Consider the following 13,001-nt stretch of genomic DNA (forward strand, 5'->3'; position numbering starts at 1 on the left):
CGTGATTGCGAGGTGGCCAACACTTTCACGCAGCCTCTTATCAAAGACACTATGCATTGAAACTAATTACTCGTAACTTTCGATAAATAAATTTGCATGGTGAGGGAAAAATCCTAAAGCATCACTGAAAAGTGTTTTTTCTTTACAAACCCAACATGCCCTTGCACTATCCTTGCGTCCTCATTACAAGTAGCACTTACATTGTAATATTTTTATAAATCCTGTGGTTATCTAGGTGACTCAATGGAAAACGTAGTAAAAGAAACGGTTAAGAGCTATAGACGAGATATCGATGGCTTACGTGCCGTAGCGATACTGTTGGTAGTTCTTTATCACTCTGGCGTCAGTTTTTTGAGTGGTGGTTTTATCGGGGTAGACGTTTTTTTTGTCATCTCTGGTTTTTTGATTGGCGGTATCATTTATACTGAACTGAATAATAAAAACTTCTCCTACAGTCGCTTCTATGTCCGAAGAATAAAGCGAATTGCTCCAGCACTATTGGTCATGCTGTTTTTTTGCTCGGTATTCGCTTTCTTTTATCTATCACCTCTTGAGCTTAAAGATTTTAGCCTATTCTCTGGCTCAACGATATTATCAGTGCCCAACATTATGCTCTGGCACAAGACCAACTATTTTTCACCTAATGCCGAGCTAAACCCACTATTAATGACCTGGTCTCTGGGGGTTGAAGAGCAATTCTATATTTTCCTACCAATTATTTTATCGGTAATTATCAGGTTTAATAAAAAAGCCGTAGCCTCCATAGCAGTAATATCTATTGTATCATTTGTTGCTTGCGTTATCCTGACCAAAACAAACCCACTATTCTCCTTCTTTATGTTACCTACTCGAGCCTGGGAACTTGGAATTGGTGTTATGCTATCCATAATGCATAAAGAAGGAAGATTCAACAGCTTATCCATTTTAAAAAAAGAATTTCTACTAATTATTGGATTATCATTAATTTTATTTTCCGCTGTCGCCTTCAATAAAAACACGATGTTCCCTGGCTATGCCGCTCTATTGCCTGTTCTGGGATCTGCGATGATCATCCTTGGAAATGGACGAATCAGCGCACTTTTACTGGGCAATCGATTTATGGTATTCATCGGCTTGGTATCTTATTCTTGGTACCTGTGGCACTGGCCATTATTGTCTTTCGCACGTTTAGGCATAAATGGCCAACTACCGATGCACAGTGGAATAATAATTTCAGGCATAGCACTTTTCATTGCGTACCTGTCCTATTTATTTGTCGAAACGCCGTTCCGTAAGGGATTTAAGTTTTCAAATAACAAAATAATTTTCGGATATGTCGCAGCATCACTTATTTTGCTTTCACCTACTTTTGCCGCTTACCTGTTACAAGGTATTCCTCAGCGAGTGAACCCTGCCGTAGCACAGGCAGAAATTGATAAGTTGGATCGCATTGCCGATCGCTGCCTGGTAGGTTACGGCTCGACGTCTTATTCCAAGGATAAATCCTGTGTGCCAAACACCGGGCAAGATGCCGTTGCATTGGTTGGTGACAGCCACGCTGCAGCGCTGCGTGGGGGGGTTGACCAATATGCCAAGAAATCTAATATGGCCGTTTACCAATTAACTAAAGCATCATGCCCCATGTTACTTGGCGCCACAAAAGCAATGGGTGATTACCCTTCTCACGCAGCAGAATGTGAGTCCTACAATAGTAAGGTATTAGCACTTATTACTCGCAATGAGAAAATTAAAACCGTTGTTATCTCCGCATTCTGGGATTCTGGTGTTAATGACAAAAACGGGGACTATACAGCAATCAACTCCACGCAGAGCGGAATTGTCGCACTGACCACAGGGTTGAACAATGTTATCCAAAGACTGAATGACTCAGGTAAAAAGGTCATATTGGTTAAAGATGTTCCTTTCTTGAAATTCAACGTTGTCAGGGCGATAGACAATCAGCAAATCCCCTTACGCCGTACCATCAATGAGCTGATCCAACCGGTTTCATTGAATAGTGAATCAACAACTGACTATCGTCTACCGAAGGAGAAAGTCAACGCACTGCTAGCATCAGTAGCAAATGACCACAGTATTGAGATATTTAATCCGGTACAGAATTTATGTGATGTTACGGGATGCAAATTTAAAAGCAACAATCGACCACTTTACTATGACAATCAACATCTGACTTATTTAGGAAGCGCATACGCTTTACACGGTTTGTAGATAACAATTGCACTAACGCCCGATATACCCATCGGGCTTTTTTTTAATCTCTACGTGAATACTGCATCCCGTCATTCTGAATATAGGAAAACCATCTTGAATTAATTTATCAAGCCATTTCTTCAATGAAACATACTCAACGGAATATCCGGTGCTATATAAATATCATGGAGTAACCCGTTCGAGGACGAACAGGTATGACGATTATCAGAATGCGCTGATAAAAAGCTGACAAGATACTGAAGACAAAGTTTTTACTCAACGTCCGACATCGAACAGGCGCGACATGAAGGTAAAAGAGTTAGCAAAATTAACAACGCGCGGCAACCGCCTATATCGCTGGCATACAAAAGCCCGACGAGGTTCGTCGGGCGCGAAGATAATCAAAAGTGTCAATCTACAGCAAAACGAGTTAATCACTCAATTTTGGACAAGAGTGAGTACTAACGGCGGGCGTCGGTCAGGTCGCTCGGCATGGTGCCTTGCATGCTCTGCCAAATGGCACCGCTGTCTTTACCGTAGTTCCGCACGCAATCCATGACCTGATCGTAGGATTTATCATGGCACAGAGTCGACAGCTTGCTGTAGAAGGCCAGTGCCAGCTTGCGTGATTCCGGGTTGGAGAAATAGTAACGGCCAACGCGAGTATACAAGCCTTTCAGGCCGTTGAAGATCAAACCGTAGATCGGGTTGCCGGAAGCAAACGCCAGGCCGCGGAAAATTTCGTAATCCAGCCAGTTGAAGGCATCTGCCTGATCTTCCACTTGAGTAGCTTTAGCCAGCACTTCCAGAGCCTGCTCTGGATGATTACGCACTGCGGCGCGAATAAAGATCGAGGCGATATTGGTGCGCACCGACAACAAATTGTCGATCAATTGCGGGACGCTTTTATGATCGAGGCGCGCCAGGGTCTCAAGAATATTGAGGCCGGATGTTTCCCAGAAATTGTTTACTTTGGTCGGTTTGCCATGCTGAATGGTCAGCCAGCCATCACGGGCCAGGCGTTGTAAAACTTCACGTAACGTGGTGCGAGTGACGCCAATCAGTTCCGAAAGCTCACGCTCCGCGGGCAAAATAGAGCCAGGGGGGAAGCGATTATTCCAGATACTCTCGATAATGTATTCTTCCGCGAAACCGGCAGGACTCTGCGCCTTTATGACCATGTTTTTGACGTTCCGTTGCGACGATAATCAGTAATAGTAATCGGCTGATCATACCAGATCGCACCAGCATGACATAGCGTGAGCGAAAAACATTAAACGAAAGTGTGCATAAAGTGGCAAAAATTGTGCAAAAACACCGCTTCGGAGAAATTTCTCTTCGTAAAGCAAGGCCCTATTGTCTCCGCCCCTGCGACATTGTTAGGGTAATATGCAACCACTTATTTTCAGGACATGTCACGCAAAATGGAAACAACCCTACGCAGTGCTCTGGTGAAGAACTTTCTCGGGCAATCACCTGACTGGTATAAATTGACCCTCGTCGTTTTCTTATTGGTCAATCCATTGGTTTTCTTCCTGGTCGATCCCTTTATCGCCGGTTGGCTGTTGGTGATAGAGTTTATCTTCACCCTGGCGATGGCGCTGAAGTGTTACCCCCTGTTGCCGGGCGGCCTGCTGGCGATTGAAGCGGTGCTGATTGGCATGACCAGCCCTGCTCGCGTGGGCGAAGAAATTGCCCATAATCTGGACGTGCTGCTGCTGTTGATCTTTATGGTAGCCGGCATCTACTTTATGAAGCAGTTACTGCTGTTCGTGTTTACCAAACTGCTGCTCAATATTCACTCTAAAATGCTGCTTTCGCTGGCGTTCTGCCTGGCCGCAGCGCTGCTGTCCGCCTTCCTCGATGCGCTGACGGTGGTCGCTGTGGTGATCAGCGTCGCCACCGGGTTTTACTCGATCTACCACAATGTGGCGTCTAACCGCTCAGATGGCCATACCGACGTCGGTGACGACAGTGAACTGGCGAGCGACGATCACAAGCAAACGCTGGAGCAGTTCCGCGCCTTCTTGCGCAGCTTGCTGATGCACGCCGGCGTCGGCACCGCACTGGGCGGCGTAATGACCATGGTGGGTGAGCCGCAAAACCTGATTATCGCGAAAAGCGCCGGCTGGGGGTTTGCCGAGTTCTTCTTGCGAATGGCTCCGGTTACCTTGCCGGTGATGGTTTGCGGCCTGCTGCTCTGCCTGCTGCTCGAACGCTTTGGCGTTTTCGGTTACGGCGCCAAACTGCCGGAACGGGTGCGCGAGGTGCTGAAAGAGTTTGACCGCCAGGCCGCAGCAGGACGCAGCAAGCAGGAACAGGTCAAACTGGTGGTCCAGGCGCTGATCGGCATTTGGCTGGTTATAGCCTTGGCCTTTCACCTGGCGGAGGTTGGCCTGATCGGTTTGTCGGTGATCATTCTCGCTACCTCCCTGTGCGGCGTAACCGACGAGCACGCTATCGGCAAGGCTTTCCAGGAAGCGCTGCCCTTTACCGCCCTGTTGACGGTATTTTTCACCGTTGTCGCAGTGATCATCGAGCAACATCTGTTCAGCCCGATCATCCAGTTTGTCCTGCAAGCGGAACCCTCTTCGCAGTTGGCGCTGTTTTATCTGTTTAACGGCCTGCTGTCGTCAGTCTCCGACAATGTCTTCGTCGGCACGGTTTACATCAATGAGGCGCGCGCCGCATTCAACAGCGGAGCAATATCCCTGAAGCAATTCGAAATGTTGGCAGTCGCCATCAATACAGGAACCAACCTGCCTTCTGTCGCCACGCCGAATGGTCAGGCGGCATTCTTGTTCCTGCTGACGTCTGCACTGGCGCCGCTGGTGCGTTTGTCCTATGGACGAATGGTGTGGATGGCTTTGCCCTATACTGTGGTATTAACCTTGGTTGGGCTGCTGTGCGTACAGTTTACTCTGGCACCGATGACCGAGCTGCTAACCCAGTGGCACTGGCTGACGTTGCCTTCAATCGACACCGCTGCACATTAAAGTGCTAACCCACTCTGCTGTCGGCGACTATTTTTGTGCTGAATCCGGCCCAGGTGGCTGGCAGCGGGGTTGAATTGGTTTACACTGCCGGTTCAATTGCTTACTGCATGGAAGAATAAATATATGTTGCAATTCTTTAACCGTTGCTCGCAGGGGCGCGGTGCTTGGCTGCTAATGGCCCTGACTGCGCTGGCGCTGGAATTAGTAGCGCTCTACTTTCAGCACGTAATGCTGCTGCAACCCTGTGTGATGTGCATCTATGAACGCTGCGCGCTGTTTGGCATTCTGGGCGCCTCGCTGGTCGGTGCTATCGCGCCGAAAACGCCGCTGCGCTATGTCGCTATCCTGCTGTGGATTTACAGTGCCTGGGAAGGTTTACAGCTGGCATGGAAGCACACCATGATCCAACTGCATCCTTCGCCGTTTAATACCTGTGATTTCTTCGTCAGTTTCCCGTCCTGGCTGCCACTGGATAAATGGCTGCCGGCGGTATTTCACGCTTCCGGCGACTGTTCAGTGCGCCAATGGCAGTTCCTGTCGCTGGAAATGCCACAGTGGCTGGTAGGTATCTTTGCGGCCTATCTGCTGATCGCCATCGTCGTGTTGATCGCTCAGTTTGTTCGCCCGCGTCGTCGTGACCTGTTCGGTCGCTAGGCGCAGCATTACGACATAATGAAAACGGCGCCTCAGGGCGCCGTTTTGCATGGGGTTGCTTGTGATTTTCAGAGATAACCCGACGTCAAGTATGCGTAAGGTAATAAACGAGCACTATCAGTGCGCCAGCCACTGCAAACAGCCGTATCATTTTCATTATTGTACTCTCGAAACCAGGCGGGAGAGCGGTCAAAGTACCTAATATCATGACGATAAAGAAGCGCCCTGGCTGGATTTGGCAGGTAATTTACATAACATTAAGTTTGAACGGCATGGCACGTTAATCGCAGGGGGAATGTATTACCCGATCGTCCCTAAGATCGAGAAGCAAAGAGCGGTGATTTTGCACTCATTAAGTTCATACAAAAAAACTCATCATAGTGATGCATTATTGCATCAATATTTTGATGAACTTCTGTCAAAAAATCCTTATAGTAACCGCAAGTTGTATCCCGATTTCCCTGGTGTTGTTGTGTGTCTTGCCCCTCTCTCTTTGCAGGGGCTTTTTTCCTTATCTTGCCCAGCTTGGCTTGTTCAAAATATGGTCCTGCCAGTCCACCACTTCACTCTCGCGCACCGCAATGTGCCGTACCGTAATACGTTCACCGTGCATCGCCGCCTTGGAACCGCTTACCAGCGGGTGCCATGAAAACAGCGGTTTACCCTCGCCAATCAGGCGATACGCACAGGTCGGCGGCAGCCAATCAAACGTGGTGAGATTTTCGCGCGTCAGCTTGATGCAGTCTTCTTCCAGCTCGAAGCGGCGTTCATAGTTGCGACACTGACACGACTTAATATTCAACTGGTTGCAGGCTACGTTGGTGAAATAAATCTCGTCGGTATCTTCGTCGATCAGCTTATTCAGACAGCACTGCCCACAACCGTCGCACAGCGATTCCCACTCTTGTTCTGACATTTCCGCCAGCGTTTTTTGTTGCCAAAAAGGGATTTGTGACATGTTCGCGTCCGGTATAGGTAAATGAATAGATAACCTGCGTACAGGTTTTGAGGGTGCACTATATAGATATCAGAGCCAATTGGAAAGGCCGAAAATACAATATAATCATAATGATAACCACAATGCCGCTTAAAAAAAACGCTATTTAAAACAATAACGTCCACCATTGAGCAACAAGAATATCATGGTGTTACCGGTTGTATCCGGTGAATAAAATCACAGCCACTGCCCTCAATTATACGTACAAATTACAGGTCCAACACCTTTTGGTGCATCCCGTCTGACGCCATCGGCCTTCCCCTCGACAATGTTCGGAATCATCTCATTAAGCACGTTATGCCGCCGGGAACGGAATAATGCTGCTATGTTTAATGTTCGCCTTTAGAACAGAAGATAAGGAGCTAAACATGTTTGGAAAAGCAGAAGACAAGGTCAATGAAGCTGCTGGCGCTGTTCAGGAAGCCTTCGGTGAGGCAACAGATTCGCCGGAGCATCAGGTCAAAGGCGCGGCCCGCAAGTATGCCTCTCAGGCCAGCTATGCGGCTCGCGACGCGGCTGACACGGTGCGGACCCAGGTTGAGTCCAACCCGCTTGCCGGCGTAGCTATCGCCGCAGCCGTAGGTATCGTTTTCGGTTTCTTGTTGGGCCGTAAATAATCCGGTGCCAGAGCGGAAACAGACAAAAGGCCCTTTCGGGCCTTTTTTAATTTTGTGCCGCCGGCGGTTTTAAATCACGCGGGTGCTCAGTGATTTACCGTTAAGGGTAATCTTCAACATATCACCAGAGCTCATCGGACCGACGCCCTGTGGCGTGCCGGTAAGAATGATGTCGCCCGCACGCAGCGTGAAGAAACGGCTCATATAGCTGATCAGCGGCAAGATTGGGGTAATCATATCGCGAGTGTTGCCCTGCTGACGCAGTTGGTCATTCACCGTCAGCGACAGCTCGGCATTTTGCGGATCGCCAAACTCCGCTACCGGAATAAAACCGGAGATCGGGCATGAACCGTCAAAACCCTTGGCTTTTTCCCAGGGTTGCCCGGCCTTCTTGAAACCCGCCTGCAATTCGCGCAGCGTCAGATCGAGTGCCACGCCATAACCGGCGATAGCACGCGCTACGCGATCTTCATTCGCCTGCTTTAACGGCGTACCGATAAGCACGGCCAACTCCACTTCATGGTGCACCGACCCGAACTCTTTTGGGATCGCCACCGGCTGGCGAATGTCGCACAGCGCTGTTTCAGGCTTGATAAACACTACCGGCTCTGCCGAGGCCGCACTGCCCATTTCCTTAATATGATCGGCGTAGTTACTGCCGACGCAGACCACCTTATTAACCGGGAAATCAAGTAGTGAACCCTGCCAGTCTCTATGTTGATACATACCGCCTCTCCCTACAATCATGTAGGGGCTTAGCATGCTAAGCCCGTTATTCCACGCTCTGGTGGGGTACCGTAGCGCTAATTTATTGCCCGATACCGTCAGCCATCATACCCACAGCTATCGCAAAATAGTAAGAGCGATTCCAGTGCATGATGGTCCGAAAATTATCATAAACCAGAAACGCGCGGCCCTGCATGTCATCTGGTGTGATAACCCAACTGCGCAAGGTTGAGTGCGGAAGCGCTGAACCGTCAGGCCGCCTTACACCGCGTTTTTGCCATTCGTTTACACTGCGAGCCTGACGATCTTTCAACCCCAGGCTATCGGTGCCAAAACCCGCCGGCAGCGTCACTTCCCTGCCCCAACCAATGCCCCGTTGCCAGCCCTCACTCGCCAAATAGTTGGCGGTGGAAGCGAACACGTCGTCAGGGTTGTTCCAGATATCGATACGGCCATCGCCGTCGCCATCCGCCGCATAGCTCAGGAACGAGGTCGGCATAAACTGGCATTGGCCCATCGCGCCGGCCCAGGACCCCTTTAGCTGGGTACTGCCGACCCGGCCCTGTTCCACGATCTGCAGCGCCGCCATCACTTGTTGGGTGAAGAAGGCTTCACGCCGGCCTTCAAACGCCAAGGTGGCAAGCGCCGAAATAACATCTTCACGCCCCTGAATCTTGCCGAATGCGCTTTCCATTCCCCACAACGCCACGATATAACGCCCTGGAACGCCATAACGCGCGGTGACGCGGGTCAGTTGCGGCCGATATTGCCGGGACAACGTCCGGCCTTGCTCGATTTTGGCGGGTGGCAGTACGCGTTTGAGGTAATCATCCAGCGTGATTTTCTTTTCCGGCTGATTACGATCGGCCTTGATGACACGGTCAACAAAATGCGCGTTGGCGAACGCGTTATCGAGGGTTGCCTGACTAATCCCCTGCGCCAACGCCTGGCGCTTCAGTTGCTCTACATAAGCCGGGAATTGCGCAGGATCGCGGCCAGTTTCAGCCAATGTGGCCACAGTAGCGGTCGTTGTCGGCGCAGGCGCACCCGACGGGGCTGACTCTTCCAGAGCAGCGGCTTGCGCAGCTGTCTGCTGACAGACGCCGCATCCCAGCATCAACAGAGTTAACGCCACCGTTATCGCCGACAATTTCATCACACTGTTCCTTAGTCGTTTTGGGGTACTGATTCAGCCAGGCCCCTGCGCGCCAGCAGTGATTATTTTTTGTCCTCTGACAAATGCTGGTTTAATAAATTTTCCACTGGCGGTGGGAATTGCAGATAAAACCCTTCCTCTTTCAAGGCTTCTTTCACTTTCTCAATATCCGCCGAGGCTAACTTTTCCCGACCTTCGAGGGAAATCACCATCGCCAATTGCGGCGTACCGAAACTTTTCATCAGATCTTCCGGCACTCGGGAGAAATCGTCTTTTTTTTCGACATAAAGATAAGTTTGATCCCGTTTTGGGCTTCTATAGATCACACAAAGCATTTTTTTAACTCTATTTAATTGGGGCAGCGTCTTGCCTGGATATAACTCTGACTATAACATGCTTATAGTACTTCGGAATATCGCACCCCGATTGGTATTCCGGGGATTTAAAGTTGCTGAGACTGAGTCAGGATAGATGTCACAATCGCCAATTGAGCTAAAAGGCAGCAGTTTTACCCTATCGGTTGTTCATTTGCATAATTCGGAACCCGAGGTAATTCGTCAGGCGTTACTGGAAAAAGTGGAGCAAGCGCCCGCTTTTTTGAAAAACGCCCCTGTTGTTATCAACGTTGCAACGCTGAACGGCGATGCAAACTGGAAAGAACTTCAACAGGCTGTCACGGCTGCGGGTCTGCGCGTTGTTGGCATCAGCGGCTGCAGAGATGAGCGTCAGAAACGCGCTATAACCCGTGCCGGGCTGCCGTTACTGAACGAAGGCAAAGGCCAAAAGATGGCCGCCCCGGAACCGGCCCCTGCGCCTGCCCCGGTGGTGGATATCAACGCCCCTGCCAAAACGCGCATCATCAGCGCCCCGGTCCGGTCCGGCCAACAAATTTATGCCCGCAACTGCGATCTGATCGTGACCAGCAGCGTCAGTGCCGGGGCCGAATTAATTGCCGATGGCAATATTCACATTTACGGCATGATGCGCGGTCGTGCGCTGGCCGGCGCCTCAGGAGATACGCAGTGCCAGATTTTTTGCACGCACCTGGGTGCTGAGCTAGTCTCTATCGCAGGGCAGTACTGGTTGAGCGACCAAATCCCGTCCGATTTTCTCGGGCAGGCAGCACGACTCAGCCTGTTGGATAACGCTTTAACCATACAACCTTTAAATTAAGCCCTTTTGACAAGGAATCCATTTCATGGCACGCATTATTGTTGTTACATCGGGTAAAGGGGGCGTTGGCAAGACCACTTCAAGCGCGGCCATCGCTACCGGCTTAGCCCAAAAAGGTAAGAAAACCGTAGTGATCGATTTCGATATCGGCCTGCGGAACCTTGACCTGATCATGGGCTGCGAACGCCGGGTGGTGTACGATTTCGTCAACGTGATTCAGGGTGATGCCACGCTGAATCAGGCGTTAATCAAAGACAAACGCACTGATAACCTTTATATCCTGCCGGCGTCGCAAACCCGCGACAAAGACGCACTGACCCGCGAAGGCGTCGAGAAAATCCTCAACGATCTGGGCGAGATGAATTTTGACTTCGTGGTCTGTGACTCACCTGCCGGCATCGAAACCGGTGCGCTGATGGCGTTGTACTTCGCCGATGAAGCCGTGATCACCACTAACCCGGAAGTCTCCTCGGTGCGTGACTCTGACCGTATTCTGGGCATCCTGTCTTCCAAATCACGCCGCGCCGAGAAAGGCGAAGCACCTATTAAGGAACACCTGCTGCTCACCCGTTACAACCCGGGCCGCGTCAGCCGTGGCGACATGTTGAGCATGGAAGACGTACTGGAAATTCTGCGCATTCCATTGGTCGGCGTTATCCCTGAAGACCAGTCCGTGCTGCGTGCGTCTAACCAGGGCGAGCCTGTTATTCTTGATGTCGAGTCTGATGCCGGTAAGGCCTATGACGATACCGTTAGCCGCTTGTTAGGAGAAGAACGCCCCTTCCGCTTCATTGAAGAAGAGAAGAAGGGCTTCCTGAAACGCCTTTTTGGGGGATAAACCATGGCATTACTAGACTTCTTTCTGTCCCGCAAAAAACCGACAGCCAATATAGCCAAGGAACGGCTGCAAATTATCGTCGCAGAGCGTCGTCGTGGGGACAGTGAGCCCCATTATCTGCCTGATCTAAAACGCGATATTCTGGCGGTAATTTGCAAATACATTCAAATCGACCCTGAAATGCTGCACGTGCAGTTTGAGCAGAAAGGGGATGATATTTCGGTACTTGAACTCAACGTGACATTACCGGAATCGGAAGAAGCAGCTAAATGATTGCGACGCATTAATTACCCCCTGTATATTTTTCTACAGGGGGTAACTGTATGCACATCCAGTTATTGCGATAAAAACCACCCATTAACCGTTTTCTCCCTTTGAGATTAATCTCAATTAATCTTGCGCCGCAGTTGTTTAGAGTAAAGGATGGCGATAAAAGTATTTTCTTCGGCTATTCCTAATAAATAACCAGAGCAGCGTTTCCTTACCCTGCCCTCTGCTTTTCTACCCATCGATTAATAATTTTTCAGAATGTCCTGAAGTGGCGTCGCTAATAAATCACCGCGCCAACCGCTGACTAATTCCGGCAGGCTGTCACCGCTTTTCAATTTCCAATGCCAATTCAGCAGTTGGTTAATCTGCCGACGCGATGCCAGCAATTCACTGCTCAACCCGCTTTGTTCACTGACGATAACGATCGCCGCTTTGATATCCTTGAACACTTTCTTATAGCCTGGCTGGTCGATCAGGTTGGACAACGGTGCCGGCAGTGCAGTTTCGTCCAGCTCGCTGGCTTCTGCCACCAACGCCAGCAACGTCTTGCCGTGATAACGAATTTCCGGGCCGCTCAGGCCGAGCGAATCCAACTCTCCCAACGAAGTTGGCATATAGCGCGCCACCTGCCAGAGATTTTCCTCGCGTACCACAAAGTTTACCGCCAAATCACGTTCGCGCGCCTGACGCAGTCGCCATTCCGCCAGTTTCTGCAAGCAGCCCAATTGGCGCGGGCGCAGCTGCCAGGCGTTGGTGATTTCACGGTAGGCCAATTCCGGCGCCAGCGACTCGCTGCGGCGCTGACAGAGCAGCAGGCACTCATTGGCGGCGGCGGCAGTCCAACCGGCGTCTTCGGTTTCCTGCACCAGTTGCTTGGCCATCGGCAGCAGGTAGAACACGTCGGCTGCGGCGTATACGCACTGTTTTTCCGTCAGCGGACGCGCCAGCCAATCCGTACGGGATTCACTTTTATCCAGATCTACCTGCATATACTCCGTCACCAGAGTCGCAAAACCACAAGACAGCGGTCGACCGGTAAAGGCTGCCAGGATCTGAGTGTCGACCATCGGGGTCGGCAGCGTTTTGAACGCATTCAGGAATACCTCAAGGTCTTCGCTGCCGGCGTGCAGGAATTTCACAATCTGGGTATCGCTCAGCAGATCGATAAACGGCTGCCATTGCTTGATCGGCAAGGGATCGATCAGGGAGAGTTGTTCACCGTCGTATAACTGAATCAGGCCTAACTGCGGATAGTAGGTGCGCGTTCTGACAAATTCGGTGTCCAACGCAATCTGGGCATGGTTTCTTGCCTGCTCGCAGACCTGCTGCAATCCGGCATCGGTAGTGATCAACTGATAGTTCAAAACGTCATTCTCTTGGTCGC

At 50.4% G+C, this 13,001-nt stretch carries 13 protein-coding genes; 7 read left to right on the top strand and 6 right to left on the bottom strand.

The annotated features are described in order from the left end of the window. Positions 1–243: 243 nt before the first annotated feature. Positions 244–2,208, top strand: a complete 1,965-nt coding sequence (locus tag SPL01S_RS15995) for an acyltransferase family protein (RefSeq protein ID WP_063201185.1) — start codon at positions 244–246, stop codon at positions 2,206–2,208. Positions 2,209–2,651: 443 nt separating this feature from the next. Here the strand turns inward: SPL01S_RS15995 and fadR are convergent, their stop codons facing one another. Beyond that, positions 2,652–3,371, bottom strand: a complete 720-nt coding sequence (gene fadR, locus SPL01S_RS16000; protein WP_062871059.1) for a fatty acid metabolism transcriptional regulator FadR — start codon at positions 3,369–3,371, stop codon at positions 2,652–2,654. Positions 3,372–3,614: 243 nt separating this feature from the next. Here fadR and nhaB point away from each other — a divergent pair, with 243 nt between their 5' ends. Then, positions 3,615–5,186: a sodium/proton antiporter NhaB gene (gene nhaB, locus SPL01S_RS16005; RefSeq protein ID WP_062871060.1), complete on the top strand. Its 1,572-nt coding sequence runs from the start codon at positions 3,615–3,617 to the stop codon at positions 5,184–5,186. A 123-nt stretch (positions 5,187–5,309) separates the two neighbouring features. Next, a complete protein-coding gene (gene dsbB, locus SPL01S_RS16010) occupies positions 5,310–5,840 on the top strand; it encodes a disulfide bond formation protein DsbB (RefSeq protein WP_004945454.1) in 531 nt (176 codons plus the stop codon). A 511-nt stretch (positions 5,841–6,351) separates the two neighbouring features. On the opposite strand, the gene ycgN is transcribed toward dsbB, so the two are convergent. Beyond that, complete coding sequence (gene ycgN / locus SPL01S_RS16015; RefSeq protein WP_062871061.1) at positions 6,352–6,798, bottom strand: cysteine cluster protein YcgN; 447 nt, start codon at positions 6,796–6,798, stop codon at positions 6,352–6,354. A 407-nt stretch (positions 6,799–7,205) separates the two neighbouring features. On the opposite strand from ycgN, the gene SPL01S_RS16020 reads away from it, so the two are divergent. Beyond that, a complete protein-coding gene (locus tag SPL01S_RS16020) occupies positions 7,206–7,454 on the top strand; it encodes a CsbD family protein (protein ID WP_004945460.1) in 249 nt (82 codons plus the stop codon). 69 nt (positions 7,455–7,523) lie between these two features. On the opposite strand, the gene SPL01S_RS16025 is transcribed toward SPL01S_RS16020, so the two are convergent. The 3 genes from SPL01S_RS16025 to SPL01S_RS16035 form a co-directional block, all read right to left on the bottom strand. After that, positions 7,524–8,180, bottom strand: coding sequence for a fumarylacetoacetate hydrolase family protein (locus SPL01S_RS16025; protein ID WP_004945462.1), 657 nt, complete (start codon positions 8,178–8,180; stop codon positions 7,524–7,526). 82 nt (positions 8,181–8,262) lie between these two features. After that, positions 8,263–9,336 carry a lytic murein transglycosylase gene (locus tag SPL01S_RS16030; protein WP_063201189.1) on the bottom strand — a complete coding sequence of 358 codons (1,074 nt, stop codon included), beginning with the start codon at positions 9,334–9,336 and terminating at the stop codon, positions 8,263–8,265. Positions 9,337–9,398: 62 nt separating this feature from the next. Further along, positions 9,399–9,671 (bottom strand): YcgL domain-containing protein, encoded by a 273-nt coding sequence (locus SPL01S_RS16035; RefSeq protein WP_013813309.1) that lies wholly within the window; start codon positions 9,669–9,671, stop codon positions 9,399–9,401. 136 nt (positions 9,672–9,807) lie between these two features. Here SPL01S_RS16035 and minC point away from each other — a divergent pair, with 136 nt between their 5' ends. Genes minC through minE form a run of 3 tightly spaced genes read left to right on the top strand, consistent with a single transcriptional unit; the run spans position 9,808 to position 11,620 of the window. Further along, positions 9,808–10,509: a septum site-determining protein MinC gene (minC, locus tag SPL01S_RS16040; RefSeq protein WP_004945469.1), complete on the top strand. Its 702-nt coding sequence runs from the start codon at positions 9,808–9,810 to the stop codon at positions 10,507–10,509. 25 nt (positions 10,510–10,534) lie between these two features. Beyond that, positions 10,535–11,347, top strand: a complete 813-nt coding sequence (gene minD / locus SPL01S_RS16045; RefSeq protein WP_004945470.1) for a septum site-determining protein MinD — start codon at positions 10,535–10,537, stop codon at positions 11,345–11,347. A gap of 3 nt (positions 11,348–11,350) precedes the next feature. Beyond that, entirely contained in the window at positions 11,351–11,620 is a 270-nt protein-coding gene (gene minE, locus SPL01S_RS16050; protein ID WP_004945472.1) for a cell division topological specificity factor MinE, read from the top strand. Positions 11,621–11,859: 239 nt separating this feature from the next. Here the strand turns inward: minE and rnd are convergent, their stop codons facing one another. Beyond that, positions 11,860–12,981: a ribonuclease D gene (gene rnd / locus SPL01S_RS16055; RefSeq protein ID WP_063201220.1), complete on the bottom strand. Its 1,122-nt coding sequence runs from the start codon at positions 12,979–12,981 to the stop codon at positions 11,860–11,862. Positions 12,982–13,001 lie beyond the last annotated feature (20 nt).

The sequence above is a fragment of the Serratia plymuthica NBRC 102599 genome (assembly GCF_001590925.1).
GTDB lineage: Bacteria > Pseudomonadota > Gammaproteobacteria > Enterobacterales > Enterobacteriaceae > Serratia > Serratia plymuthica.